At 44.6% G+C, this 26,247-nt stretch carries 25 protein-coding genes, 6 tRNA genes and 2 rRNA genes; 2 read left to right on the top strand and 31 right to left on the bottom strand.

The window, feature by feature from the left end:
- The 14 genes from P6N53_RS17115 to gltX all read right to left on the bottom strand — a co-directional run.
- Positions 1-215, bottom strand: a 215-nt coding sequence (locus P6N53_RS17115) for a GTP-binding protein (RefSeq protein ID WP_304545351.1), incomplete at its 3' end; no start/stop codon positions are given.
- Positions 216-552: 337 nt separating this feature from the next.
- Positions 553-629: transfer RNA gene (locus P6N53_RS17110), tRNA-Met, on the bottom strand.
- Between the two features lie 9 nt (positions 630-638).
- A tRNA-Thr gene (locus P6N53_RS17105) sits at positions 639-714 on the bottom strand.
- Between the two features lie 2 nt (positions 715-716).
- A tRNA-Met gene (locus tag P6N53_RS17100) sits at positions 717-792 on the bottom strand.
- A gap of 75 nt (positions 793-867) precedes the next feature.
- A tRNA-Tyr gene (locus P6N53_RS17095) sits at positions 868-953 on the bottom strand.
- 9 nt (positions 954-962) lie between these two features.
- Positions 963-1,038 (bottom strand) — tRNA-Thr (locus tag P6N53_RS17090).
- 207 nt (positions 1,039-1,245) lie between these two features.
- Positions 1,246-1,890: an RNA polymerase sporulation sigma factor SigH gene (gene sigH / locus P6N53_RS17085; RefSeq protein ID WP_304545350.1), complete on the bottom strand. Its 645-nt coding sequence runs from the start codon at positions 1,888-1,890 to the stop codon at positions 1,246-1,248.
- A 366-nt stretch (positions 1,891-2,256) separates the two neighbouring features.
- Positions 2,257-2,778, bottom strand: coding sequence for an NYN domain-containing protein (locus tag P6N53_RS17080; protein ID WP_304545353.1), 522 nt, complete (start codon positions 2,776-2,778; stop codon positions 2,257-2,259).
- A gap of 9 nt (positions 2,779-2,787) precedes the next feature.
- Positions 2,788-3,519 (bottom strand): 23S rRNA (guanosine(2251)-2'-O)-methyltransferase RlmB, encoded by a 732-nt coding sequence (gene rlmB, locus P6N53_RS17075; protein ID WP_304545348.1) that lies wholly within the window; start codon positions 3,517-3,519, stop codon positions 2,788-2,790.
- A 66-nt stretch (positions 3,520-3,585) separates the two neighbouring features.
- Positions 3,586-4,323 (bottom strand): FAD-dependent thymidylate synthase, encoded by a 738-nt coding sequence (gene thyX / locus P6N53_RS17070; protein ID WP_304545346.1) that lies wholly within the window; start codon positions 4,321-4,323, stop codon positions 3,586-3,588.
- Between the two features lie 36 nt (positions 4,324-4,359).
- Complete coding sequence (locus P6N53_RS17065; RefSeq protein WP_304545344.1) at positions 4,360-4,773, bottom strand: Mini-ribonuclease 3; 414 nt, start codon at positions 4,771-4,773, stop codon at positions 4,360-4,362.
- Between the two features lie 2 nt (positions 4,774-4,775).
- Positions 4,776-6,233: a cysteine--tRNA ligase gene (gene cysS / locus P6N53_RS17060; protein ID WP_304545342.1), complete on the bottom strand. Its 1,458-nt coding sequence runs from the start codon at positions 6,231-6,233 to the stop codon at positions 4,776-4,778.
- Positions 6,220-6,924 carry a serine O-acetyltransferase gene (gene cysE, locus P6N53_RS17055; protein ID WP_304545340.1) on the bottom strand — a complete coding sequence of 235 codons (705 nt, stop codon included), beginning with the start codon at positions 6,922-6,924 and terminating at the stop codon, positions 6,220-6,222. The genes cysS and cysE overlap by 14 nt, the downstream gene beginning before the upstream one ends.
- Positions 6,925-6,955: 31 nt before the next feature.
- Complete coding sequence (gene gltX, locus P6N53_RS17050; RefSeq protein ID WP_304545339.1) at positions 6,956-8,407, bottom strand: glutamate--tRNA ligase; 1,452 nt, start codon at positions 8,405-8,407, stop codon at positions 6,956-6,958.
- A 239-nt stretch (positions 8,408-8,646) separates the two neighbouring features.
- On the opposite strand from gltX, the gene P6N53_RS17045 reads away from it, so the two are divergent.
- Positions 8,647-8,979 carry a hypothetical protein gene (locus P6N53_RS17045; protein WP_304545337.1) on the top strand — a complete coding sequence of 111 codons (333 nt, stop codon included), beginning with the start codon at positions 8,647-8,649 and terminating at the stop codon, positions 8,977-8,979.
- 92 nt (positions 8,980-9,071) lie between these two features.
- Here P6N53_RS17045 and P6N53_RS17040 read toward each other — a convergent pair whose 3' ends face one another.
- From P6N53_RS17040 to P6N53_RS17020, 5 genes are all read right to left on the bottom strand, one after another.
- Positions 9,072-10,754 carry a glutamine--tRNA ligase/YqeY domain fusion protein gene (locus P6N53_RS17040; protein ID WP_304545335.1) on the bottom strand — a complete coding sequence of 561 codons (1,683 nt, stop codon included), beginning with the start codon at positions 10,752-10,754 and terminating at the stop codon, positions 9,072-9,074.
- A gap of 118 nt (positions 10,755-10,872) precedes the next feature.
- Positions 10,873-11,352: a 2-C-methyl-D-erythritol 2,4-cyclodiphosphate synthase gene (ispF, locus tag P6N53_RS17035; RefSeq protein ID WP_304545333.1), complete on the bottom strand. Its 480-nt coding sequence runs from the start codon at positions 11,350-11,352 to the stop codon at positions 10,873-10,875.
- Positions 11,337-12,044 (bottom strand): 2-C-methyl-D-erythritol 4-phosphate cytidylyltransferase, encoded by a 708-nt coding sequence (gene ispD / locus P6N53_RS17030; RefSeq protein WP_304545332.1) that lies wholly within the window; start codon positions 12,042-12,044, stop codon positions 11,337-11,339. Before ispD ends, ispF begins: the two co-directional genes overlap by 16 nt.
- The gene (locus P6N53_RS17025) at positions 12,037-13,179 is read right to left on the bottom strand and encodes a PIN/TRAM domain-containing protein (protein ID WP_304545331.1); all 1,143 of its coding nucleotides are present in this window, start codon (positions 13,177-13,179) and stop codon (positions 12,037-12,039) included. The genes ispD and P6N53_RS17025 overlap by 8 nt, the downstream gene beginning before the upstream one ends.
- Positions 13,180-13,285: 106 nt before the next feature.
- Entirely contained in the window at positions 13,286-13,762 is a 477-nt protein-coding gene (locus P6N53_RS17020) for a CarD family transcriptional regulator (RefSeq protein WP_304545330.1), read from the bottom strand.
- 189 nt (positions 13,763-13,951) lie between these two features.
- On the opposite strand from P6N53_RS17020, the gene P6N53_RS17015 reads away from it, so the two are divergent.
- On the top strand, positions 13,952-14,353 hold the full coding sequence (locus P6N53_RS17015; protein ID WP_304545329.1) for a nucleoside triphosphate pyrophosphohydrolase family protein: 402 nt from the start codon (positions 13,952-13,954) through the stop codon (positions 14,351-14,353).
- A 133-nt stretch (positions 14,354-14,486) separates the two neighbouring features.
- On the opposite strand, the gene disA is transcribed toward P6N53_RS17015, so the two are convergent.
- The 12 genes from disA to P6N53_RS16955 all read right to left on the bottom strand — a co-directional run.
- The gene (gene disA, locus P6N53_RS17010) at positions 14,487-15,572 is read right to left on the bottom strand and encodes a DNA integrity scanning diadenylate cyclase DisA (RefSeq protein WP_304545328.1); all 1,086 of its coding nucleotides are present in this window, start codon (positions 15,570-15,572) and stop codon (positions 14,487-14,489) included.
- Positions 15,573-15,582: 10 nt separating this feature from the next.
- Complete coding sequence (radA, locus tag P6N53_RS17005; protein WP_304545327.1) at positions 15,583-16,932, bottom strand: DNA repair protein RadA; 1,350 nt, start codon at positions 16,930-16,932, stop codon at positions 15,583-15,585.
- 168 nt (positions 16,933-17,100) lie between these two features.
- A complete protein-coding gene (locus tag P6N53_RS17000; RefSeq protein WP_304545326.1) occupies positions 17,101-19,539 on the bottom strand; it encodes an ATP-dependent Clp protease ATP-binding subunit in 2,439 nt (812 codons plus the stop codon).
- A gap of 11 nt (positions 19,540-19,550) precedes the next feature.
- Positions 19,551-20,621, bottom strand: coding sequence for a protein arginine kinase (locus P6N53_RS16995; RefSeq protein ID WP_304545325.1), 1,071 nt, complete (start codon positions 20,619-20,621; stop codon positions 19,551-19,553).
- 12 nt (positions 20,622-20,633) lie between these two features.
- Positions 20,634-21,146, bottom strand: a complete 513-nt coding sequence (locus tag P6N53_RS16990) for a UvrB/UvrC motif-containing protein (RefSeq protein ID WP_304545324.1) — start codon at positions 21,144-21,146, stop codon at positions 20,634-20,636.
- Between the two features lie 19 nt (positions 21,147-21,165).
- On the bottom strand, positions 21,166-21,630 hold the full coding sequence (locus tag P6N53_RS16985; protein ID WP_304545323.1) for a CtsR family transcriptional regulator: 465 nt from the start codon (positions 21,628-21,630) through the stop codon (positions 21,166-21,168).
- A 301-nt stretch (positions 21,631-21,931) separates the two neighbouring features.
- Entirely contained in the window at positions 21,932-24,529 is a 2,598-nt protein-coding gene (gene clpB / locus P6N53_RS16980; protein ID WP_304545322.1) for an ATP-dependent chaperone ClpB, read from the bottom strand.
- A gap of 105 nt (positions 24,530-24,634) precedes the next feature.
- The gene (locus P6N53_RS16975) at positions 24,635-25,045 is read right to left on the bottom strand and encodes a DnaJ C-terminal domain-containing protein (RefSeq protein WP_304545321.1); all 411 of its coding nucleotides are present in this window, start codon (positions 25,043-25,045) and stop codon (positions 24,635-24,637) included.
- Positions 25,029-25,457: a DnaJ domain-containing protein gene (locus P6N53_RS16970; RefSeq protein ID WP_304545319.1), complete on the bottom strand. Its 429-nt coding sequence runs from the start codon at positions 25,455-25,457 to the stop codon at positions 25,029-25,031. The genes P6N53_RS16975 and P6N53_RS16970 overlap by 17 nt, the downstream gene beginning before the upstream one ends.
- A 301-nt stretch (positions 25,458-25,758) precedes the next feature.
- Positions 25,759-25,833: transfer RNA gene (locus P6N53_RS16965), tRNA-Asn, on the bottom strand.
- Between the two features lie 34 nt (positions 25,834-25,867).
- Positions 25,868-25,984: ribosomal RNA gene (rrf, locus tag P6N53_RS16960) — 5S ribosomal RNA — on the bottom strand.
- A 183-nt stretch (positions 25,985-26,167) separates the two neighbouring features.
- Positions 26,168-26,247 (bottom strand): 23S ribosomal RNA (locus P6N53_RS16955); the annotation flags it as partial.

Genomic DNA, 26,247 nt, shown 5'->3' with positions numbered 1-26,247 from the left:
GTTTCATACTCTACGTGGGCGGTGTTAATGGTGATACCACGTTCACGCTCTTCAGGAGCATTGTCGATTTCGTCATAGCGCTTAACAGATGCGCCACCGGTGGTGCTTAATACTACTGTGATGGCAGCAGTCAGAGTTGTCTTACCGTGGTCAACGTGACCGATTGTACCAATATTTACGTGGGGTTTATTACGCTCGAATTTTGCCTTAGCCATGGATAATTTCTCCTCCTCCATAATTCAGGAATCTAACCAATGTTTTCATTCATCCTTAAAGTTATGTCCACGAACCAGCTGTCTTTATACGTTTATCTATGTAAATCCACCAGTACGATTCGATAAGAATCTTAAAATTCCTTCTTATTTTTTAATAAATCCTAAAAATGAGCCAAAGAACTGCCCCCCGACTCAAATTAAGATAAAGCCAGCCCAATGGGCTGGCTTTACAGATTGTCGCAGTGGACAGCGCTAATCGCTTGCTTCGGGATTATTAAAACCCAGTTATATCTTTTTTAAAAGTCTGAAAAGCCAGTCCAATGGACTGGCTTTATTTTGGTAGCGGCGACTGGATTTGAACCAGTGACCCCACGGGTATGAACCGAGTGCTCTGACCAACTGAGCTACGCCGCCATATTTTGTTGGAGCTGCTAACCGGGATTGAACCGGTGACCTTATCCTTACCAAGGATACGCTCTACCTACTGAGCTATAGCAGCATTGGTTGCGGGAGGGGGACTTGAACCCCCGACCTTCGGGTTATGAGCCCGACGAGCTACCAACTGCTCTATCCCGCGTCAACATCGAGTATTATATCATATCCATAGATATAGAAACAAGGATTAATTTCCAGGCCTTCTATGGAAATATACTGGTGGAGGGAGAAGGATTCGAACCTTCGAAGTCGTCTGACGGCAGATTTACAGTCTGCTCCCTTTGGCCGCTCGGGAACCCCTCCAGATTAAGTTGGAGCCGACGATGGGACTCGAACCCGCAACCTGCTGATTACAAGTCAGCTGCTCTACCAATTGAGCTACGCCGGCCAAACTACAGCGTCATTACCGCCGCAAGAGATATAATAACAGATATAAAAATCACTGTCAACACTTTATAAGAAGTATTAAATGGCAACAATAGAGTTTTTTTACTCAGAAATATTTTCGGTAAAATAAAGGTAAACATAACCTTCGTGTAGTATTATTTGAGTTAAAGAAAGCCAAACCCCGGATATCCGGGGTCTAAATGTAAATTTAAGCTTCTCGCTTTTCCAAGTATCTTTCTAACTTGCGTTTAACCCTTTGCAATGCATTGTCAATAGATTTTACGTGACGATTTAAATCCTCAGCTATTTCCTGATAGGATTTACCCTCCAAGTAAGACATAAGCACCTTCCACTCCAAGGAGCTGAGAATTTCGCCCATTTTTTCTTCGATATCATCGAACTCTTCCCTGCTAATAATCAGCTCTTCGGGGTCTGTAATTTTAGACCCTGAAATTACATCCAGCAGGGTTCGATCTGAATCCTCATCATAAATAGGCTTATTTAATGAGACATAAGAATTCAAAGGAATGTGTTTTTGTCTTGTGGCTGTTTTTATGGCGGTAATAATCTGCCTAGTAATACAAAGTTCTGCGAAGGCACGGAAAGAGGATAGTTTGTCCATCCGAAAATCCCGAATAGCTTTATATAATCCAATCATACCTTCCTGGATTATATCCTCCCTGTCGGCCCCGATAAGGAAGTATGAGCGAGCTTTAGCACGCACAAAGTTTTTATATTTGTTAATTAAGTATTCCAGCGCCGCGTCGTCGCCCTCACGCGCGAACTCTACGACATCCTCGTCAACCATGATACTGTAGCCGCCGGAAACTTCCCTTTGTGCATTTATATTCAAAATTTATCGCCCCCGCTTCTTTATCTTAAGCACCAGTAAAAAAGAGAAAAAGACTGCAAAAGTCTTATTTAGATGATTCCGGGGTCAAAATACCACCCATTTGATTAATCAGTTAGTTATATATTACTTCCTAACTAGTTCTTTGAGTTCCATGAGTAATTATATCTTATGTTAAAAAGGCTCGTCAAGGTAAAAAAATACGTCTACTGGGGACTTTAGTTCTACATTAGAGTACTTAGCCGGCTAAATTTTGTCGTCATTCGCCAGGAAATATTAGATAGTTTATTATTCTGATTTTATTCTTGAAGAAAAGCCAGCCAAGACTTTAGGGCTAATTAGTCAACTTATCTACAAGGACAAGTTTACTTATTTCCCCTTCCCACCTCCACGCCGCCATTTTTCCAAGATTAACCTAATATCTGCCGGCAGTTTATCCTCCAGGTATCCCTCTGTGGGGTCCTTTTTGGCAAATTGCTGCTGGCCTTGTTTATTGATTTTAAATACCTGGGTGCGAAACTCCTTGGGCGTGATGCGATAAGCACCCCGGCCAAAAATAATTCTCTGCTCATCCCAGTCTGAAGTTGCCACATATACAGTCCCTAATTTGGTAAGGTCACCTACAATTCTCTCGATGAGGGAGTCCGCAGTTTCCCCCTCCTGTGTATAGAAAACCTCTATTCCATGTATCATCTCGGAATGTTCAATCCCTTTCTTAACCAGGTGTGCATCAAAAACTATTTTAACTACACTACCTGTCAGGGATGCAAAATTTGCTATTATGTCAATTAGTTTATCTCTACCGTGGTCCAACCCGCCTTCTATGATTCCCTCAAAGTCAGGCCAGGCATGGATAATGTTATATCCGTCCACCACGTAAAATTCTTGCATGGACAAATCCTACCCTCTCTGACGTATCACCTCATACACCAATAGTGCCGCAGCAACTGAAGCATTCAGGGATCCTACCCGGCCAGCCATTGGCAAACGAACCAACATATCACAGCGTTCTTTCAAAAGCCTCCCAATCCCTTTCCCCTCTCCGCCAATCACTAACACAAGGGGCCCTGAAAGTTTTGCCTCCCAGAAAGTTTCCTTACCATCCATATCTGCTCCCACAACCCAAAGACCCATGTCTTTTAACTGTCTTATTGTCTGGTCTAAATTAGTAACCCTGGCCACCGGTACATACTCCACCGCCCCGGCAGAAGCCTTAGCTACAGTGGCAGTTAGGGCCACCGAGCGTCTTTGGGGAATGATTACCCCATGGGCCCCAGCGGCATCAACGGTTCGTATAATTGCGCCTAAATTGTGGGGATCATTTATCTCATCCAGCATTACAATAAAAGGGTCTTGCCCTTTTTCCTTGGCTATTTGTAAGATATCTTCTATCTCCACATATTCTTTTGGGGCAACATAGGCAATAACACCCTGATGGGGAGAATCCTTAACCAGCTTGTCCAGGTTACTCCGTTCAACCATTTGTACAGGAACATTATTATCCCGGGCAAGCCTAATAATTTCTGATACAGGTCCCGTTGTAGAACCTTTAGCCATAACAATTTTATTAATTGGACGTCCTGAACGTAAGGCTTCGCGAACAGGATTTCGCCCAGCGATGATTTCGCTCACCGGATTACCTCCGTATCTGTTATGCTGATTAGTATATCCAGGGGAACTTCATACATTTCATAGTTACTAATTTAAACCAAACCTTTTTCGCACCTCTGCCCGCTTGCCGCAGCTGAGCTTTCCCTCGGGGCAGGGGCCAACCAAGCATTCCGGTCCAGCATCGGCAAATACCGTCGGTGCTGCCTCCTTTACCAAGTTCAACATTTCCTCTGCCAGCCTACGGATTTCCCATTGAGCCCTTTGGCAGCAGCGCAGGTTAAAGAAATGTCTCAATTCCCTGGCGTTCATAGTTACCACAATTTTGGTTTCAGCGGCATTAGGCAAAACAAACCTTGCATCTTCATAGGCTTCCCTGCCACCACCGAGCTTTTCCACCCAGCCATCATACCATTGTTGGATTTGGGACATCTGTTCCTCAAATTCTTTAACTGCTTCAGTCCCCAAAGCAAAAATCGTTTCCGGCACTACATACTCAAAGCTTCCCTGACGATTCTGGTCCCTGGTCTCTCCTACATAACGTTGGGACTGCACACTGAAGCTGGCAATCCTATGACGGGTTATTTGGGCCAATAGGCTGCGGGATACCCCTTCAATACCAAAGGTAAAGGAAACATGCTCAATGGTTGTGAGATGACCCATTTCCAAGAGCTTGGCTATAAAGGCCTGTTGATCCTTCCCCGCAACACTTTCAGCCAGGTCATCTATTTTTGAAGGCGAATAGCAAAGCCTGGCAGCCATAGCTATAGTTTTTTCCGGTTCTGGGGTATGCTTTAGCAGACGCACCTTTAGATTTGTTTTACCCACTTTATACTCTCCCCCATAACATATTAGATAGGCGTCTTAATTCATATCAAGGGTGTCCATGGCCTTTGCAATGATCTCTCTAGCCCTCTGACTACGGCCTTGTAAGTATAAATAACCTACCAGGGACTCCAGGGCAGTTGCATGCCGATATTCCACCACATTAGACCCCTTAGGCGGAATACCAGATTTGGCGTTTCGACCCCTGCGAACCACGGCCATCTCTTCTTCTGAAAGGATGTCTTCAAGGGCAAACAACGCACCGGCCTGAGCGCTGGCCCGAACATATTTAACCGCTTCCCGATGCAGTTGTTGAACTTTGGTCATGCCACGGCCAACAAGCATTTCCCTTACCACCAGTTCATATACAGCATCCCCTACATAGGCCAGCACCAGAGCTGGGACTTCCTTTGGCTCTATATCCTTTTGATTAATAATGAAATTATCCAACAATATTATCCCTGCTTTTTCCAGCGAACACCCTGGGGTGTATCTTCTAAAATAATACCCAATTCCTTCAACCCGTCCCGAATGGTATCGGCAGTGGCCCAATCTTTTTTACTGCGAGCCTCCTGACGGATCTTGATAATGAGCTGTACTAAACCGTCAGCTAACTTGTCATCTGAACCATTTGCCTCCAGCAGAAGTTTGCCGGTTGTTTTATCTTCCTTAAGAACCCCCAGGACACTATTAAAGTCTTTTATTAGAAGATGGGCCTTCTCCATTGAATCCTTATCCCTTTGGCTAATTCTCCCAGCACTGCCCACAAATATATTAACCTCCCGGGCCAACTCAAAGAATACAGAGGTAGCTAGGGCAGTATTAAAATCATCATCCATAGCCTTTTCAAATTCATTTCTAAGGCTAGAAAGTCTCTCTTCAAAGGCTTTGACCTCTGTTTTAGCCTCCCCATCCGAAGCTGGAAAGGCCATTGCTTCATAGAGGAGTCTAACGGCTGTCTTAATACGCTCCAGCCCCTTGCCTGCTACAGCAAGCTTCTCATCATCGAAGTCCAAGGGACTGCGATAGTGGGTTGAGAGCAGATACCACCTAACCACATCTGGCGGAAACTTATCAAGTATTTCCCTAACCAAAAAAAAGTTCCCCAGGGATTTAGACATTTTCTCCTGGTTAATGGTGATAAACCCATTATGCATCCAGTATCGGGCAAAGGGCTTGTGTCCGGCCGCCTCTGATTGGGCAATCTCATTCTCATGGTGGGGGAATATCAAGTCGTACCCCCCTCCGTGAATATCAAAACCGTCCCCTAAGTATTTATGAGCCATGGCTGAGCATTCAATATGCCAACCAGGGCGACCGTTACCCCAGGGACTTTGCCAACTTGGTTCACCAGGCTTGGCGCCTTTCCAAAGGGCAAAATCCATAGGGTCTTTTTTTCTCAAATCCACTTCAACCCTGGCACCGGCCTGCATATCCTCCAGACTCCGTCCTGAGAGTTTGCCATAGTCTGCAAAGCTTCGAACGGCAAAATAGACATCCCCGTCCACCTGATATGCATGTCCTTGGGCTACCAGATATTCGATTAATTCAATGATCTCGTTTATATGCTCTGATACCTTGGGGTGGATATTTGCCCTCATTACATTTAAAGCATCTGAATCAGCAAAGAATTCCTCAATATATTTCCGGGCCAGGGCAAGGGGATCCATTTTTTCTTCCCTGGCACGATTAATGATTTTATCATCAACATCAGTGAAGTTTTGAATATAGTTTACTTTGTAGCCCTTGTACAAAAGGTACCTTCTAACTGTATCAAAGAAGACCAATGGCCGGGCATTACCCAGGTGAATATAGTTATAAGTCGTGGGGCCACAAACATACATACTGACCTGATCCTGTTCCCTCGGAATAAACTCTTCCTTTGACCTGGTAAAGGTATTATATATTTCCACTGTTTTCCTTTGCCCCCTCCCCATGTTCTTTCAGTTTACAACATTCCTCTTCAACTTCCTTCAGGCGGCTCTCTAGTTTTTCTACTGCCCCTTGCATCTGTGAAAGCATATCAGCAACAGGGTCAGGCATTTGATCGTGTCGCAAATCCTGCACATGGGTTAAACCAACCTTATGCCCATCCCGAATCACAATTTTCCCTGGCACCCCAACAACGGTGCAGTTGGACGGTACCGGTTTAAGAACTACTGAACCGGCACCAATTTTTACATTATCCCCCACAGTAAAGGAGCCAAGCACTTTTGCCCCGGTGCTTATAACCACATTATTGCCAATAGTTGGGTGCCGTTTACCCTTTTCTTTACCTGTACCGCCAAGGGTTACACCTTGATAAATGGTAACATTATCACCAATTTCTGCAGTTTCACCTATCACCACACCTGAACCATGGTCAATAAATAGGCCTTCTCCGATTTTTGCTCCCGGGTGAATTTCTATCCCTGTCAAAAACCTGGATATCTGTGAAATAAACCTGGCTGTGATAAAAAAATTCTTTTTGTACAGGGCATGGGCCACCCGGTGAAATAATATGGCGTGTAGCCCCGGATAGCATAGTAACACCTCAAGGGTATTCTTTGCCGCCGGGTCACGTTCAAAAACTGCATTTATTTCTTTTTTTATCCGGCTAAACAAGGTAGTGACCCCCCTTTATTACAATACTGGGTTACTGTTTAATGGCAGCTTTAAGTCTGGCAATGGTTAGCTCCTTGCCAAATATAGGTATAATCTGATATAACTCCGGGCCGTGAGCTTTTCCGGTTAGCGCCACCCTTAGCGGCATAAATACCATTTTACCCTTAAGTCCAGTCTGTTTGCCCACAGCTTTAAGCAGAGCCTTAACTGCCTCTTCTGTTAGTTCCTCCGCCTGGGATACCAATTCAATGGCTGCATTCATTACCACAGGCACGTGATCCCCCACCAGGATTTGAGCAGCCTCTTCGTTTTCAGGTGCCACATCCTTGTTGAAGTATATTTCTACATGCTGGGTAATTTCTTGCATAAATGATACATAGTTTCTGGCCACCGAAACAACTTGCCTAACCCAATTCAGCTTTTCTTCATCCACTTCCCCTGCCAGATAACCTGCCTCTTGTAAATAGGGAATAGCCATCTGGGTTAGCCTATCCAGGTCCGCCTGTCTAATATAGTGGCCATTAAGCCAATTGAGTTTATCTATATCAAAAACCGCAGGGTTTTTGGCCACCCGATCCAGGGAAAACTGCTGCTGAATTTCTCCAGCGGTAAAAATTTCTTCCTCGCCCCCGGGAGACCAACCCAATAGTGCCAAAAAGTTCAGTAATGCTTCCGGTAGATAGCCCAGTTTTTCGTATTGCACCATTGATGTGGCACCGTGACGTTTACTCATCTTTGCACGATCATTACCCAATATTAAAGATATATGGGCAAATTCCGGCGTCTTCCACCCCAGGGCCTGATAGATCAATATTTGTCTTGGAGTATTGGAGAGATGCTCCTCGGCCCGGATAACATGGGTTATCTTCATGTTGTAGTCATCGGCCACAACAGCAAAATTGTAGGTGGGGATATTATCGGATTTCATGATGATAAAATCACCAATACCCTCACAATCAAACTCCACCTGCCCTCTGACCTGATCACTAACAGTGACTACGTGGTTTTTCGGAACCTTGAAGCGTAAAACAGGCTTCCTGCCCTCGGCCTCAAACTTTAATGTATCTTCAGAACATAGTTCACGACAGCGTCCCAAATATCTTGGCAATTCCCCCTTGGCCATAAGTTGTTCACGCTCAGCGGCAAGTTCTTCCTCACTGCAATAGCATAAGTAAGCGTGCCCCTCCTCCAGAAGCCTTTGGGCCAATGCACGATATCCCTGCAGTCGTTCCGTTTGTCGGTAGGGACCATTAGGTCCTCCAACTTCAATACCTTCGTCCCAATCCAGCCCTAGCCACCGCAGGGCATCCAGAATGTTTTTCTCCGATTCCCTTGAGGATCTCTCTAAATCAGTGTCCTCAACCCTGACAATAAATTCCCCACCATGATGGCGGGCAAATAGCCAGTTAAACAAAGCCGACCTGGCTCCTCCAATATGTAAAGGCCCGGTGGGGCTTGGTGCAAACCTAACCCGAACAGACAAGAAACTTCCTCCTCTATCTTGGTTTTTTTGTTCCATCTAGATGGATATTATACCACCTTTAGGTAAAGAGGAACAACTTTTTGCACTTTTAACCCCTTGCATCTAAATTATCTATTCACACAATTAAGCCTTGGTAGTATAATTATAGTAAAAGATTGTGAATTTTTGCTCAAGGCTGAGCATATACCAATGGTGTTATACATACTCAATCTGTCTATTTTAGAAGGGAGATTAAGATAATGGCTTTTCCTAAATTAGGGGATTTAATCGACGAGTATAACGAAATTAAGGGCTCCATCACTTACAAATTGGATGATCGCAGGCTTCTGGATAAATCAGTGCCAGAGATAGTCTTTTGCGATAAAACCGTAGGTAAGTCCCATTTTTCACTTGTTCGAACACCCGAATTTGAAATGGTGTTTACTTATAAAAAAGGCAATAAGACTCACCAGTCCAGGATTGATCTTAATGACTTTAACCCATCAAGCGAAGCCCGCTTCTTCCTGAGCTGGGGACCTGACCATTGTGAAATCTGCTGGACCACCAACCCAGGCTGCTGCTGCAATTTCTAAATCAGTTGTTCGAGCATACGTCCACTTTATGCAAAGAAAAGGAAGCCCCTTCGTCAGCACTTTAGAGAAGGGACTTCCTCTTTTCGTTTAGTCTATTTACCGTTTTTCTGCAGTTTAGCCCAAGAATCTTTTAGGGAAACTATTCTGTTAAAGACTAGCTTGTTTTCGTTGGAGTCCTTTGCGTCAATACTAAAGTAACCGTGCCTTAAAAATTGAAATCTAGAACCAGGCGCGGCCTTTGCCAGACTTGGTTCCACCATGCAATTACCCAGTAATTTTAAAGAATCAGGGTTTAAAAACGTTTTGAAATCCGCTCCTTCATCCGGGTTCTCTTTAGTAAATAGCCGGTCATAAAGCCTTACTTCCGCTTTAACCGCATGTTCTGCAGACACCCAGTGCAGGGTCCCCTTTACTTTCTTGGTGCTGGTCCCTGAGCCGCTCTTGGTGTCGGGATCATAGGTGCAATATATTTCTACAATACGACCCTGTTCATCCTTTACCACACGCTCACATTTAATAATATAGGCATGTTTTAATCTAACTTCGCTACCAGGATAAAGCCGGAAAAACTTTTTCGGTGGTTCCTCCATAAAGTCATCCTGTTCAATATAAACAATCCTGGAAAAGGGAATCTTCCGACTTCCCAGCTCAGGATTTTCAGAGTTGTATTCAGCCTCTAGCTCCTCCACCTGTCCTTCCGGGTAATTTTCTATTATCACCTTTAGGGGATTTAACACCGCCATGACTCTGGGAGCACGAATGTTAAGATCTTCCCTGATACAATGTTCCAATAGGGCTAAATCAACCATACTTACTGCCTTGGCCACACCGATCCTCTCACAAAAATCTCTGATTGACTCAGGTGTATAGCCGCGACGGCGCAAACCAGAAATAGTAGGCATGCGAGGATCATCCCAGCCGCTCACATGGTTCTCCTCAACCAACTGCCGCAATTTACGTTTACTCATTACCGTATAGCTTAGGTTCAGGCGAGCAAATTCAATCTGCTGGGGTCTATATTCAGTATCCACAGCTTCCAAAGCCCAGTCATATAAAGGGCGGTGATCCTCGAATTCACAGGTGCAAATCGAATGGGTGATCTTCTCAAGGGCATCTGAAAGGGGATGTGCATAATCATACATGGGGTAAATGCACCACTTATCCCCCGTCCGGTGGTGCGTCGCACGCAATATACGATATAAAACAGGGTCACGCATGTTAAGATTTGGGGAAGCCATGTCAATTTTTGCCCTGAGCACCCTGGAGCCATCTTCAAACTCTCCCGCCCTCATTCTTTCAAAAAGGGCTAGATTTACCTCCCTGGAACGCGAGCGATAGGGACTTTCTTTTCCTGGCTGGGTTAAGGTGCCACGGTATTCCCTGATTTCCTCGGGGCTTAAATCGCAGACATAGGCTTTACCTTCATTGATAAGCTTTACAGCAAATTGGTAGAGCTTTTCAAAATAGTCGGAGGCATAAAACATACGGTCGCCCCAATCAAAGCCCAACCACTTAACATCTTCCTGAATTGATTCAACATACTCAACTTCTTCTTTACTGGGGTTTGTATCGTCAAACCTTAGGTTGCATAGTCCCCCGTTTTCCAGGGCAATGCCAAAGTTAAGGCATATTGACTTGGCATGACCAATATGCAGGTATCCGTTGGGTTCGGGCGGAAACCTGGTATGGACCCTCCCGCCATGCTTATTGGTATCAAAGTCATCGGCAATAATATTTTGAATAAAGTTAGAGGCTGCGGTCTTGGTATCTGACATTTTTAATTACTCCTCTGAATTTTTGTAGATCTTGGCTATAAATGGTTTATATTTCCACATGTTGTCCAAAAATCCTCTTAGTTATGTAATTAAACCTCATAATTTGTCACTGGAAGAATTAAAAATTTTTATTAGCTATGGTGCAGACTGCATATGCCCCTATACCTTCCCCACGCCCGGCAAAACCTAGGTGCTCAGTCGTGGTTGCCTTTACATTAACATCCTTGCTCTTAATCCCTAAGGTTTCGGCAATATTTTGCCTCATCATCTCAATATATGGGGCTAATTTAGGGGCTTGGGCCACCACCACAGCATCTATATTATTTATCCAGTAGTTTTCTAATTCGAGCTTATGCTTTACTTCCCCTAAAAGCTTTAGGCTGGCTATACCCTTATATCTGGCATCACTGTCTGGAAAATGTCTCCCTATATCTCCTAGACCCGCTGCGCCCAGCAAGGCATCCATAATGGCATGCACCAAAACATCTGCATCCGAATGACCCAGCAGTCCCAGTTCAAAGGGTATCTCTTGCCCTCCTAGTATAAGGTCCCTTTCAGGAACCAATTTATGAACGTCATAGCCTATTCCAATTCGCACGTTTCTGTCCTCCTCGCCAAAAAGGCATCGGCTAAAACCAAATCCTCCGGTGTGGTTATTTTTATATTCTCGTAGCTTCCATCAACCAATTTAACCGGTCTTCCCATGGCTTCAACCAGGGCACAATCGTCGGTTGCAAAAAAACCCCGGCTCTTTGCTGTCTGGTGGGCTTCCATAATGATGTTATATTTAAATACCTGTGGTGTCTGAACAGCACGCAAAGACTCCCTGGAAGGGGTTTTTAATACTAAGCCGTGAGAGTCTATAACCTTCACAGTATCCTTCAGGGGCACCGACAGGGCCGCTGCCCCGATTTCCCGGGCTCCTTTTATAACAGCAGTAATTTCCCGGTTTCTAATCAAAGGCCTCGCTCCGTCATGTATAACCACCAGTTCAGTTCCCCGGCCCAAAATGCTTAGTCCATTAAAAACAGAAGTTTGGCGGTGATCGCCTCCCGGCACCACCGCCATAATTTTACTAAAAGAATTCCCCAGAATATTTTTTTGGCAATATTCTTCTTCACCAGCTCCTACCACAAGAACCACCGAAGTAATATCAGTGCATTCTTCCATTACCTGTAGGGTATGGTAAAGGATAGGCTTGCCCCGAAGGGTTAGATATTGTTTTTTTACTTGAGAGCCCATTCTTCTGCCAACACCGGCTGCGGGAATTACTGCAATAACATCAGCCAATCATATTCACTCCACCCATTACATGTCCTGAAGCCTCAGAACGTCTATCGGGATTTTTCGGTTTAGCAAAAATCATTCGTCCTGCCGCAGTTTGTAAAACACTGGTTACAAGAACACTAATGGTTTGACCAATATAACGCCTTCCACCGTCAACCACTATCATTGTGCCATCATCCAGGTAAGCTACTCCTTGTCCCATTTCTTTACCGTCTTTAACAACAGTAACCGTCATCTCTTCACCAGGCAGCACCACCGGCTTAATGGCATTGGCCAGCTCATTTATATTAAGCACCTTTACTCCCTGTAACTCAGCAACCTTGTTTAAGTTGTAGTCATTGGTTATTATCTTAGCCCCCAATTTCTGGCCAAGCTTTACCAGTTTAGCATCAACTTCTGCAATATCATCTAAACCTTTGGTACTTTCATATATCTGCACTTTAATATCTGCTGATTTTTTCATGTTGTTAAGAATATCCAGACCCCTTCTGCCTCTGTTTCTTTTAAGCACATCAGCCGAGTCTGCAATATGCCTTAATTCATCTACAACAAATACCGGCACCAGTAATGTCCCCTCGATAAATCCGCTATGGCACAGCTCTGAAATTCTTCCGTCGATAATAACGCTGGTATCCAAAACCTTTACAGAATTCCCTTTAGTTTCCTGCTTGGCCGCCTTTTCTTTGCCAAAGCGCGGAAGACTAGAGAATAAAGAGAAGATTTCCTCCCTTTTCTTAACTGCCACCGAGAGACCAAGATACCCCAGTAAAACCGTACCTAAGAGCCACAGCCCTTTACCAATGGGGCCCATGGTAGATAAAATAGCGCCCAATAAATTAGCAATTATAAGTCCAAAAATAAGTCCAAGGGAACCCATAATTAAATCCTGGGTTGGGGTTTTGGCCAAATATTGGTCCACCACGGCGGCTAGCGCCAAACCACCCTTGATGATCCATGGCGCGCTTAACACCCCTGTCAGCACCCCAACCAAGGCCCCAAGGGCGATTACCCCCAACTCTAATTGAGGCAAAGTGTTAGGCACCGTTACTAAACGGTTTGTAACTATATAAAGCCCTACCCAAAACCCAATACTACTAAACACAAGAATTATTAAACCATAAATACTCTTTCTGATCATCTCTCTTCACCCCCTTTCATTACCATATTTTTCAATAGTATAGTTATTATAGTTTATGCAGGTAAATAAGTTCAACAACAAAAAAGGGCGAATTCTGTTGTAAAATTTAGGCAAATACACCATCAATTAGTGACCTTGCCGTATCTTCCTCCAGCTCTGCAGCCAGCACCAGTTCACTAATTAATATTTGCCTGGCATTTTCCAGCATTTTTCTTTCTCCGGAGGATAAACCCTTCTCCTTATCCCTAGTAAGAAGGTTGCGGACCACCTCTGCAACCTCAAAAATATCACCGCTCTTAATTTTCTCTAAATTGGCACGATACCTACGATTCCAGTTTGTGGACATAGCGGAAGTTTGCCCCTTTAAAACGCTTAGGACAATCTGAACTTGTTCCTGATCAATAATCTCACGCAACCCTACATCATTGCAATTGGTAATGGGTATCATAACCTTCATATCTCCAATGGGGAGCCGCAATATATAGTATTGTCTAGATTCACCTAGGACTTCTTTTTCCTCTATGGCCTCGATGACTCCGGCTCCGTGCATAGGGTATACGACTTTGTCGCCAATTTTGAACAAGGCCAATCCCTCCCGAGTTTAGTTGTAAAAATTATAACACAAAATACCACCACTGTCAAAAAACATATATTTTAGCATAGCCCCATTGCAGTGTCAATAACCATTTTGTGACAATATGGCCCGTTTGACAAAGCCCCTTCAAGGTAGCTATAATTGCTTTAACGGAGAGTTAAAGGAGTGGTCCGGCAGATGAAAGACTTGCTTTGCGATCAGTTTCAAAATACTGTATCTGAAATGATGCTATGCCACCGCAGCATCCTGGAGGTTTTAGCCAAGGTTCAGGAATCTGGGGCCCGGGTTCAGCGGTCTGTAGTTCAATCCGTTACTGCCTGTGGCTGTCAGAAAATCAATGCCAATAAGAACAAAAGCCCTCTACCCGAGGATGCAACTCTTATTGATCTGAAAAACTTGCTTGATTCCCATATTTCCGGCGAGCTTTGCAGCAACTGCAGGGACAATATCGAAAGTGAAATTGGTCGAGCCCTATTTTATATGACTGCCCTATGTAATTTACTTGATTTAAACCTTTATGATATCTTCATAAAGGAACATAAGCAGCTGGAGATTCTACGGGAGTATAATCTTACCTAAAAGGTTAGATTGCCAGTGTTGTTCCATTAGCTTTTTGATTGTGGTTATGGTGAAGGGGTCCTGTTGTCTACAGGACCCCCTTATAATTATCTACCCCTAATTTCAGCAGCTTAAATCAGGGCAAGGCTAATTATTAGTGTTTGATAAATCTGTCTTGGAGAAGTATCTCCCTATATCTAGTAAGTCCATCCTTTATTGATCGGGCCCTGACTTCACCGATACCCTCTACTTCATCCAATTCCTGGATAGAGGCACTTAAAATACGTCTAAGATCACCGAAGGTGTTAACCAGATTTTCAATTACCGGCACAGGTAGTCTGGGGATTTTCTTTAAAACCCGAAATCCTTTCGGATGTACACCCTGATCCAACACACTGGCACTTCCTGGATAGCCCAGGGCTCTAGCAATTAGTACCAAATCTAAAAGATCCTCCGCAGGCCAGCTTCCTATGACTTTGAGAATGCTTTCAGGAGTCTTTTCTCCCAGGGTAGTGGCATAATCCTGAATAATTAATAGCCCTTCATCTTCAACATTGGCTACCAACTCATCCATCTGCATGGCAATTAGCCTGCCTTCTATACCTAATTCACTGATATAGCGGTCAATTTCTTTTTTCACCCTTAGTACCATCTCTACCCTTTGTATTGCTCTGGCAACATCAAAGAGAGTCACTGCCTCCTGGAGTTCTAAGGTGGATAGCTCATTAATAACCTTATCAGAAACGGATCTGTATTTTTCAAGGGTTTGTACAGCTTGATTGGCCTTAGCTAAAATCACACTAATATCCCTAAGGAAATATTTTAAAGTACCCTTGTATATAGTAATAACTCCCCGGCGTTGAGAGATAGAGATCACGGGAGCATCACATTGCTTTGCTACTCTCTCAGCAGTCCTGTGTCGAATCCCGGTCTCACTTGATGGAATTATTAAATCGGGTATTAATTGTGTATTTGCAGCTATTATTTTACGACAATCTTCACTTAGAATAATAGCTCCGTCCATTTTAGCCAGCTCATAAAGGCCAGCAGGGGTAAAATCCGCATTAATGGCAAACCCGCCCTCGGCCAACTCCATAACCTCCGGGTTATCACCTACAACAATCAAGGCCCCGGTCTTGGCTCGTAATATATTCTCCAACCCTTCCCTGAGGGGAGTTCCTGGAGCAACTAGACGTAGTAATTTAAGTAGCCTATCTTCTAATTTTTCGTCTTTTACCATATTGCACCCCTTACCGCTCTACTGCTGCATCTACTGCCTCTTGTAATGAATTAACACATATATATTCTATTATACCCAATGATTCATCTTGTTGCTCTCTCGGGGGGCCAATACATAGTCTAAAGCCAAGTTTTGCCGCCTCATTAAGTCTTTTATCCATACCTGAAACGGGTCTGACTTCTCCTGTAAGCCCAACTTCCCCAACCAAAACCATACCTTCTTGGATGGGTTTGTCCCTAAAGCTAGAGGTAATGGCCAGGGCAATTGCCAAATCCGCCGCCGGTTCATCTAGCTTTACTCCTCCCACCGCACTAACATAGGCATCATAAGGTGATATTCTTAGGCCTACCCTGCGTTCTAGAACAGCCATAATTAAAGCCACCCTATTATGATCGACTCCCGAAGTCATTCTTCTAGGAGTTCCATACCCACTGGGACAAACCAACGCCTGGATTTCAACCAAAAGGGGGCGTGTTCCCTCTAGGCTGGGAACTATTGAAGAACCAGCTACCCCCTGTGGCCTTCGGTTCATAAACAAGGCTGAGGGATTTGTAACCTCTACCAGTCCCCTTCCTCTCATTTCAAAAATCCCCAGTTCATTGGTAGAGCCAAAACGGTTCTTTACCGTCCGTAATACCCGGAAGGATTGGTGTCGATCCCCCTCAAAATAAAGTACAGTATCCACCATATGTTCTAATACCCTGGGTCCCGCCAAAGTTCCCTCTTTAGTTACGTGACCCACCACAAATATAGATATACCAGTACCCTTGGCTATTCTCATAAGTATCCCCGTAGACTCACGCACTTGTGATACGCTGCCGGGTGCTGAGGATAAGTCCGGCTGAAATACTGTCTGGATTGAATCTAATATAACAGCCACCGGCATTAGTTCCTTAATATACCTTTCAATAACTGACATATCAGTTTCCGACAAAAGCAGCAAATCCTGATGGACAGCCCCAATCCTCTCTGCCCTCATTTTTAATTGCCTTGTGGATTCTTCCCCGGAAACATATAATATTTTACCAGCACTTGCAGCAATGGCAGCGGCTCCTTGCAGCAAGAGGGTAGATTTACCGATGCCAGGATCTCCGCCCACAAGCACCATGGAACCCGGTACCAGGCCTCCACCGAGAACCCTGTCTAATTCTTTGATTCCCGTTGAATACCTATCCTCTTCCGCTGCAATAACCTCAGTAACAGCAACTGGTGAAGAGCCTGATATCCCGCGAACCTCTTTTATATCGGCCACCTTCTCCTCTGTCAGGCTGTTCCATTCCCCACACCCCGGACAACGTCCCATCCACCTGGCACTTTGATGTCCGCAGCTCTGGCAGGAATAAGTGGTTTTATTTCGCACTCCATGACCTCCAACATCAAAATAACTTCTAAACTAATTTGTCATTCGCTGCTTAATATTTAAATTCCTGCACCTAGTTCCACAAAATGTCAAATACCCTGTAAAGTCAAATAGTTGGCAATCCAAGGATCGCCAACTACTCCTAAAAAACGACTTATCGCACATTAATTATGCGTTAACTGCCGCTTTTACTATAAGCTCTCCCTCCTGCACGTCTATTAGCACATGATCACCCTTATTAAAGGTCCCTTTAATAAGTTCTTCCGACATACGATCTTCAATACGCCGCTGAATTTCTCTACGCAGGGGTCTTGCTCCATATTCTTCGCTGAAGCCCACTTCTGCAAGTTTTTCTTTTGTGGCCTCGGAGAATTCCACAAATACTTCATGATCTTCTAATCGTTTAGCTACTTCTTTTAGCATCAGACCCACAATTTCTTTAATGTGTTCACGACTTAGGGAGTGGAACACAATACTTTCATCAATACGGTTTAGGAATTCGGGCCGGAAGGTCCTCTTTAGGGCCTCCTCCACTCTCTCCTTCATTTTTTCGTATTCTTCTCCTTGGTTATCTGCACCTGGCGTAAAGCCTACCTTACCCACTGCCTTGATGGTAGATAGCCCTACGTTTGATGTCATAATAATTACAGTATTTCTAAAGTCTACTACCCGTCCCTTGGAATCCGTCAGGCGTCCATCTTCTAGCACCTGCAGCAAAATATTAAATACATCGGGATGAGCCTTTTCAATCTCATCCAACAAAACCACCGAGTAGGGTTTACGCCTCACCGCCTCTGTCAGCTGCCCCCCCTCATCATACCCAACATAGCCAGGAGGCGCGCCTACTAAACGGGAAACAGCATGCTTTTCCATATATTCGGACATATCAATTCTAACTAAAGCATCCTCAGCCCCAAAAAGGGACTCTGCCAGTGCCCTGGCTAGCTCAGTTTTACCTACTCCAGTTGGCCCCAGGAAGATAAATGATCCCACAGGACGTTTCGGATCTTTAAGTCCTGCCCTGGCTCTTCGTACAGCCCGGGATACAGACTTTACACCATCGTCCTGTCCCACCACCCTCCTATGAAGGACTTCCTCCAGGTTGAGGAGTTTTTCTGTTTCCTCCTGGGCCAGCTTTTTGACCGGGATTCCTGTCCAGCTGGCTACAATATGGGCAATGTCATCTTCCGTAACCTCTAATCCGTCCCCGCCCTTGGTATGATTCCAGGCTTCCCTGGCATCATTTAATTCTACAATAATTTGCTGCTCACGGTCCCTAAGCTCTGCCGCCTTTTCAAACTCTTGGTTATTGATAGCAGCCTCCTTCTCCTGTTTAATCTGCTCCAAAAGCATCTCCCTATCCTTTAGATCCGGGGGAGCGGTATGGGCTTTAATACGCACCCGGGAGGCTGCTTCATCAATTAAGTCAATGGCTTTATCTGGAAGAAACCGATCAGTAATATAACGGTCGGATAGCTTTGCTGCCGATTCTATAGCTTCATCGGTAATGCTAACCCTGTGATGTGCCTCATATTTATCCCTGATGCCTTTAAGAATAGCAATTGTATCCTCTACTGTAGGTTCATCCACCTGAATTGGTTGAAACCTCCGCTCAAGGGCAGGGTCCTTTTCAATGTACTTGCGATATTCATCCAAGGTGGTTGCTCCAATGGTCTGTATCTCACCTCTGGCCAGGGCTGGCTTTAAAATGTTGGCCGCATCAATGGCCCCTTCGGCAGCACCAGCCCCAATTAAGGTGTGTAGCTCATCAATAAACATAATTATATTGCCGGCTTGACGAATCTCATCCATGACCTTCTTTAGACGATCTTCAAATTCTCCCCGGTACTTAGTTCCAGCCACCATTCCCGCCAAATCCAGGGTGACAACCCTTTTGTTTAGTAAAATTTCCGGCACGTTGCCACTAATGATTCTTTGGGCCAGACCCTCGGCAATGGCAGTTTTACCTACTCCAGGTTCACCAATAAGAACAGGGTTGTTTTTTGTTCGCCGGGAAAGAACCTGGATAACCCTTTCAATCTCTGCTGACCTGCCAACAATGGGATCAAGTTTATCTTCTTTAGCTAGATTTGTTAAATCCCGGCTAAATTGGTCAAGACTTGCGGTCTTGCACCCTCCCCCGGAGCAGCCATGTCCCTGGCCACCTTGGGGGTTATTACCCATCATATTGATGACCTGCTGTCTAACCCGCTCATGATCTGCCCCCAGGGTCGTTAGCACCTGGGCAGCAACACCCTCTCCCTCCTTAATTAGTCCTAGGAGCAGATGCTCTGTTCCAACGTAATTATGCCCTAGTCTACGGGATTCTTCCACCGATAACTCTAGAACCTTTTTAGCTCGGGGGGTAGGGGGAATATCAGCAGTAACTGGCTGTTCTCCCATCTCCACCATTTGTTCCACCGCATCCACAACCTTATCTGTACTGACTCCTAGCTGCTCAAGAACCTTTGCGGCCACTCCATCTCCTTCTTTTATTAAGCCCAATAAAATATGTTCCGTGCCAATAAAAGGGTATTTAAGGCGACGGGCCTCTTCTTGGGCCAGCACCAATACCTTTTGTGCTCTCTCAGTAAACCTTTGAAACATATTTCTTCCTCCTATGCTTTAAAGAGTGAATTTAACCTTTTCCGAATCATTTCTGCCCTGTATACATCCCTTTGATATTGGTTCAATTCTGCACCCTTCAATTTATTTAAAAATGCCGGTCTGGTTAGAATCATTAATTCGGTAATCTGCCCGGCAGGAACTCCAGGAATAATCTCCAAGTCTACACCTAATCTAAGGTCAGATAATAGTGCCATAGCATCAGTCGAAGACATAATTCGAGCATAATTTAATAGGCCATAGGCCCGCCAAACCCTATCTTCTATATGATTTTTCTGCTCTTTATACAGGGTTCTCCTGGCCGCCCTCTCCTGGGTCACCAGTTGCATAGTCACCATAACTAAGTTGTCAATAATTTCATCTTCAGTAAGGCCAAGGGTTACCTGGTTGGAAACCTGAAATAGGTTTCCTGTGGCTTGAGTCCCTTCCCCGTATAGGCCTCGAACCGTTAGCCCAAGCTTTGATAGGGTGGTCAATATGGCATTGATTTGACCGGTTGTTACCAGGGCTGGTAGGTGCATCATTACAGAAGCCCTGAGGCCAGTACCAACATTTGTTGGGCAGGAGGTTAGATAGCCTTTCTCCTCGGAAAAGGCAAAATTCAAACCCACTTCCAGGCCATCATCCACCGTATTAGCTAGATCCCAACATTCCTTAAGCTGTAACCCTGGCAATAAACATTGAATCCTTAGGTGATCCTCTTCATTCACCATAATACTGACCACTTCATCATCCCTAAGCACCACAGCCTTCTTCTCCGGATTTTTAAGTAGATCCGGGCTGATTAAATGCTTCTCCATTAGTATTTGTCTCTCGGTGGGGGATAATTCGGTCATTCTTGATAATTCCATATCTCCCTGTTCTTTAAAGCCCTGGCTAGAAACCACCGATTGAACTGCATAAACAACCTTATCAGCCTCTTCATGTCCAAGGAGGTGGGGAAAGGCAAATTCTGCTATATTTCTCGCTAGTCTCACTCTGCTGCTGATTACTACATCACAATCCGGTCCCGAAGCCTCCATCCACTTACTAAAAGCGCTGCTTACTGTATCCTTTATTGACATATCCCACACCTCCTATCCAAGCTGTTTTTCTAATTCCTTAATCTTATCCCTAATGGCCGCGGCCCTTTCAAACTCCTCCAGTTGAATAACCTCTTTAAGTTCATTTTTAAGCAGCCTAATCTCCTTAGAAATTAATGCCTTCCCACCTGTTCTTTTAGGAACTTTCCCGGTATGGCTGTTGCTGCCATGAATCTTCTTGAGTAAAGGTTGAACCCTTTCCCCAAATCTCTGGTAACAATCACTGCAGCCAAAGAGACCGCTTTTGGCAACCTGAGAATCTGAAACTCCACATTTTTCACAGTGTATCTGGGGCTTTGTATTATGTTTAAGATTTGCCCCGGCGAAGTGATGGTTAATCAGCCCTGCCAGGAAATCATGTAGGTTTAACTGCGGAACAAATCCAAAGCTTTCAGCCTGGAGTTCTGCCGCACATGAGGGGCATAGATTCATTTGATGGGCCGTGTTGTTTATTATCTGTGTTAAATGAACCTGTGCCGTATTCTTTTGACAGCGATCACAAAGCATATTTTAACCTCCCTATCCCTTAACCTTCCCTAAACACCGCCGCCAGCATTGCCCTAAGTAAGTGGGCTCGTAAATTATCCCGCCAGGGCAACTCTATGCGAAGGGTGTTTCTATCCATAACTGCTCCAAAAATACGAGCCTCCCTGGTTGTAATAAACTGCTCTTCAGCCAGTCGCTTGATAATCTTTTCAGCCTGGGACTGGGTAATTTCTTCTCCCACCAACCTATAAATTTTTACGGCGGGATCATCATGGCGATCCAGCGGTACCTTTACGATCCTAATGAATCCACCGCCACCCCGGCGACTCTCCACCAGAAATCCGTTCTCGCTTGTAAATCTGGTGGATAAAACGTAATTAATTTGGGATGGTACACATTTAAACTGAGCGGCCAATTCGTTTCTTTGCAATTCTATATAATCATTAGGACTGCTTTTTAGTAACGCCTTGATATGTTGTTCTATAAGCTCCGAAATATTTGGCATCTCGTTAAAACCACCTCACACAAATTCTGAATAAGGCAAATTACTGACCTTGCCTAACCTTAACATTATTATATCACTAAAGAAAAAATGTTAAACCAAAAAAAATAAGCTTAATAAGCTAAAATTATTCAATTTTCCAATTTAGCTTATCAAACTTTGAGCGTTCTGAATTATTATGCTTAAATCTTGCGATTTCTTACTACAATATTTAGCTACTCAGACCCGATTATAAAAACTGGTCTGATAGATTGTCGTAAAACTATCTCTAATTGGATTTTATAAATCCATCGCGAATCCTAGACTATCTTATTGCTAAGTCAATTTGGCCTTGTGACGCCCCAACAATTACAGTTGTTCTCTCCTTAACTTCCCCTTTAACAATCATTCTGCTTAATGGTGTCTCAACTTCTTGTTGAATTAACCGCTTTAGGGGTCTGGCACCAAAGCTTGGCTCATAGCCCTTATCAGCCAGATATATTAGGGCATCCTCGTTCCAACTTAACTCGATTCTGGTGTTTTCCTTTAATCGCTTGGCTAGGCGCTCTAATAACAGTGCTGTGATTTCCTTCATGTGCTTGAGCTCCAGGGCATGGAAGACCACCGTTTCGTCAACCCGATTGAGAAATTCCGGGCGGAATTGCCGCTGCAGCAGGGACATGATTGTTGCTTTAATTCGCTCATATTCTCCGCCTCCCTGACGTTGGAAATCTAGTATTTCATGGCTGCCAATGTTGGAGGTCATAATGATTACACAATTTTTAAAATTTACCGTACGTCCCTGACTATCAGTAAGCCGTCCGTCATCAAGGATCTGCAGCATTATGTTAAACACATCCCTATGGCCCTTCTCAATCTCATCAAATAGTATTACTGAATAGGGTCTGCGGCGTACTGCTTCCGTTAGCTGCCCTCCCTCATCGTAGCCTACATAACCGGGAGGGGCACCAATTAGCCGGGCAACGGTGTGCTTCTCCATATACTCGGACATATCAATGCGGACCATGTTTCTTTCATCATCAAATAGGGCCTGTGCCAATGCCCTGGCCAGCTCGGTTTTACCCACACCCGTTGGCCCCAGGAAAATAAAACTTCCTATGGGTCGGTTGGGATCTTTAATGCCTGCCCTGGCACGGAGGACAGCATCAGCAACTGCTCGCACGGCCTGGTCCTGCCCTATTACCCTCTGGTGTAATATATCGTCCAGATGGATAAGCTTTTCCTTTTCTCCTTCCAGGAGTTTATTTAAAGGAACACCGGTCCATCGGCTTACAACTCTGGCAATGTCCTCTTCTTCAACCTCTTCCTTTAGCAGCATGTTATTCTTTTGTTTCCCTGACAACAATTCTTCCTCAGACTTAAGTCTTCGCTCTAGATCCGGGAGCTTGCCGTAAGTCAGTTCAGCCATCCGGTTAAGATCATAATCCCGTTCTGCCCTTTCTATCTCCATTTTAGTATCTTCGATATCCTTTTTCAGCTGCCGAACTCGTGAAATTGCTTGTTTTTCCACCTGCCATTGGGTGGCCATCAGATCCTTTTCCGTTTTAAGCTCTGCAAGCTGCTGCTGCAGTTTTTCTAATCTCTCCCGGGATACCTGATCCTTTTCTTTCTTTAATGCTGCCTCTTCGATCTCCAAACGCATTACCCGGCGGGTTATTTCATCTAAAGCTGTGGGCATACTGTCAATTTCAGTGCGCAATCTGGCAGCGGCCTCGTCCATTAGGTCAATGGCTTTATCGGGCAAAAATCTATCTGCTATATACCTGTCGGACAAAGTGGCAGCAGCAACCAGGGCACTATCCTGAATACGCACCCCATGATGCACTTCATAGCGTTCCTTGAGGCCCCTCAATATTGAAATAGTATCTTCTATAGATGGTGGATTTACCAATACCGGCTGAAACCGACGTTCCAGGGCAGCATCCTTTTCCACATGCTTACGGTATTCATCCAGGGTGGTAGCACCGATGGCCCTTAACTCACCCCTAGCCAGCATTGGCTTTAAAAGGTTGCCAGCATCCATGGCACCTTCCGCTGCCCCGGCACCTACAACAGTATGCAGTTCATCAATAAAGAGAATAATTCTTCCTTCCGATTGCTGTACTTCTTTGAGTACAGCCTTCAAACGTTCTTCAAATTCTCCTCGGTATTTGGCCCCTGCAATTAGGGCGCCCATATCCAAGGCAATTACAAGTTTGTTTTTTAAGCCCTCCGGCACATCCCCATCAATGATCCGCCTTGCTAAACCCTCTACTATTGCTGTTTTCCCCACCCCTGGTTCGCCTATTAGGACCGGGTTGTTCTTGGTGCGACGGGAGAGAATTTCTATGGTCCTGCGTATCTCATCATCTCTCCCGATAACAGGATCTAATTTGCCCTCCCGGGCTAGTATTGTCAAATCACGACCATATTTCTCCAGGGCTTCGTAAGTTTCCTCGGGATTCTCACTGGTTACCTGTTGGTTACCCCTAATTGCCTTTAGTGAACCTAAGAGGGTTTCCCGACCTAAGCCTACCTGACGAAATACTTCCTTTATCTCATTCTCTCCCTCAATTACCAGGGCCAGCAGCAAATGCTCCACACTGACATACTGGTCCTTCATTTCCCGTGCCTCTTTTTCAGCCTCGGAAAATACCCTTGCCAGCCCTGTACCAAGTCTTAAGGAACCTTCATAGCCATGTACCGCGGGCCCTTTTCTTAAAAGCCCGTCGGTTAAACTTTGCAGGTGGACAACATTGACACCGGCATGTTCTAGGAAGCGCGGGGTCATCCCCCCCTCCTGGCTTAGTAGGGCTGACAATAAATGTTTGCCGTTTATTTCCTGGTGGTGATACTGTGCTGCCAGATTTTGTGATGCAGAAACAGCCTCCCTGGACTTTTGTGTATAGCGATTAAAATCCATACCTGTACCCCTTAGCAATTAAGCTGGGGATTCACCTCCTTCTACTGTGCTAATCTTTTTGGTTTATTCCTATCAAAGTAATTACATTGTAGTGCAATCATTGGCTTAGCTTGCCTGGCGGGAGTCGAATCTTCTCAGATTAGCTAATTTCTCATATAATTCTCTTTCTTTATCAGTTAAGTTATCTGGAATATCAATAGCCACCTCAATATAATGGTCTCCCCGTTCACCTTTCTTTCCAGTCCACCCCTTATTTCTCAACCTTAGTTTTTTTCCATTTTTACTCATGGGAGGAATCCTAACCTTTATAATACCATCTAAGGTTTCCACTTCCAGCATCTCACCCAGAACCGCCTGTTCCGGCCTGATACTTACCCTGCTTTCTATATCATTACCCTTTATCGTAAAATGCGGATGGGGTAATATACACATTTTTAGATATAAATCTCCCGGTTCACCGCCATAATTTCCTTCCTCACCCTGTCCCTTTAGCCTTATTCTACTTCCGTCCTGCACACCCGACTTCAAGAACCTTGTTTAAAAGCTGAATGGTTTTATTTCCTCCCCGATAGGCCTCTTCCACAGTCAACTGTAATATACCTTCAATATCCTGGCCAGGTAGGTTAACCCTGTGACCTTCAGTACCTCCACCAAAAAACGCTGCAAAGATATCACTATAATTATTGTAATGCCCAACATTTCCCATATCGGGTGTTTGCCCATTCTGCCATTTTATTCCGAAATTATCATATTTAGCCCTTTTTTCCGGGTCACTTAATACTTCATAGACTTCATTGATTTCCTTAAATTTTTCCTCTTCGGCTTCTTTTTGGCTGCCTGTGTGCAGGTCCAGGTGATGCTTCCGGGCCAACCTACGGTAGGCTGCTTTGATTTCCCCTTCACCGCCAGTCCTTTCTAAACCTATCAAAGGTTACTTCAATACAGCCACCACTGAGTTTGTGGTCCCTAAATCAATTCCTACAGTTTTAGCCATATTCTTCATCCTCCTAAATTAATCTTTGACTTTGTCTGACCTTGACTATGCTTTTATTGTAAATCTCCTTTGTTAATAATACAATACCAATAAACACTCATTTTAGGTTGCTTTGCTTATTTATCTTAAGTTTATTATATATAGGTAGTTTTTTTGAACTCGGGCTAATTATTCTCTAAAATATCCCCGACAAATATAAGAAAAACCCCTGCATAAATGCAGAGGCTTTCTTTATTGGCTCCCCGAGTAGGACTCGAACCTACAACCTACCGGTTAACAGCCGGTTGCTCCACCATTGAGCTATCGAGGATTAGTGCACGGGCAAAGCCCGTGTTATAAAATTTGTCTGGCGACGACCTACTCTCCCAGGGACTTGCGTCCCGAGTACCATCGGCCCTGGAGGGCTTAACTGCTGTGTTCGGGATGGGAACAGGTGTACCCCCTCCGGTATCGCCACCAGAAATCTTATGCAATTCTCACAATCCCCTGTCACAGGGACGGTTCTCCCTGTCACTGGGACGGTTCTAGTGACAGCTTTCAGTGAATGTTGGAGACGATTACTGTCACTAGAACCGTCCCAGTGACAAGGTGTTCCCTGAAAACTGAACAGATTAAAGTTTGTCGTCGTATATATTTTCTTGATTTAGGTCAAGACCTCGACCTATTAGTACCGGTCGGCTGCAGGCATTGCTGCCCTTACACCCCCGGCCTATCTACCATGTAG

It is taken from the genome of Desulforamulus aquiferis (assembly GCF_030577015.1).
GTDB lineage: Bacteria > Bacillota > Desulfotomaculia > Desulfotomaculales > Desulfotomaculaceae > Desulfotomaculum > Desulfotomaculum aquiferis.
This window is presented reverse-complemented; position numbering and strand designations above follow the sequence as displayed.

Excerpts from the sequence above, each read along its gene's own strand:
- P6N53_RS17080 (WP_304545353.1), bottom strand. The coding sequence starts at position 2,778 with ATGCAAGAATTTTACGTGGTGGACGGATATAACATTATCCATGCCTGG.
- P6N53_RS17045 (WP_304545337.1), top strand. The coding sequence starts at position 8,647 with ATGGCTTTTCCTAAATTAGGGGATTTAATCGACGAGTATAACGAAATT.
- P6N53_RS17040 (WP_304545335.1), bottom strand. The coding sequence starts at position 10,754 with ATGTCAGATACCAAGACCGCAGCCTCTAACTTTATTCAAAATATTATT.
- P6N53_RS17025 (WP_304545331.1), bottom strand. The coding sequence starts at position 13,179 with ATGATCAGAAAGAGTATTTATGGTTTAATAATTCTTGTGTTTAGTAGT.
- P6N53_RS17015 (WP_304545329.1), top strand. The coding sequence starts at position 13,952 with ATGAAAGACTTGCTTTGCGATCAGTTTCAAAATACTGTATCTGAAATG.
- disA (WP_304545328.1), bottom strand. The coding sequence starts at position 15,572 with ATGGTAAAAGACGAAAAATTAGAAGATAGGCTACTTAAATTACTACGT.
- P6N53_RS17000 (WP_304545326.1), bottom strand. The coding sequence starts at position 19,539 with ATGTTTCAAAGGTTTACTGAGAGAGCACAAAAGGTATTGGTGCTGGCC.
- P6N53_RS16995 (WP_304545325.1), bottom strand. The coding sequence starts at position 20,621 with ATGTCAATAAAGGATACAGTAAGCAGCGCTTTTAGTAAGTGGATGGAG.
- P6N53_RS16990 (WP_304545324.1), bottom strand. The coding sequence starts at position 21,146 with ATGCTTTGTGATCGCTGTCAAAAGAATACGGCACAGGTTCATTTAACA.
- P6N53_RS16985 (WP_304545323.1), bottom strand. The coding sequence starts at position 21,630 with ATGCCAAATATTTCGGAGCTTATAGAACAACATATCAAGGCGTTACTA.
- clpB (WP_304545322.1), bottom strand. The coding sequence starts at position 24,529 with ATGGATTTTAATCGCTATACACAAAAGTCCAGGGAGGCTGTTTCTGCA.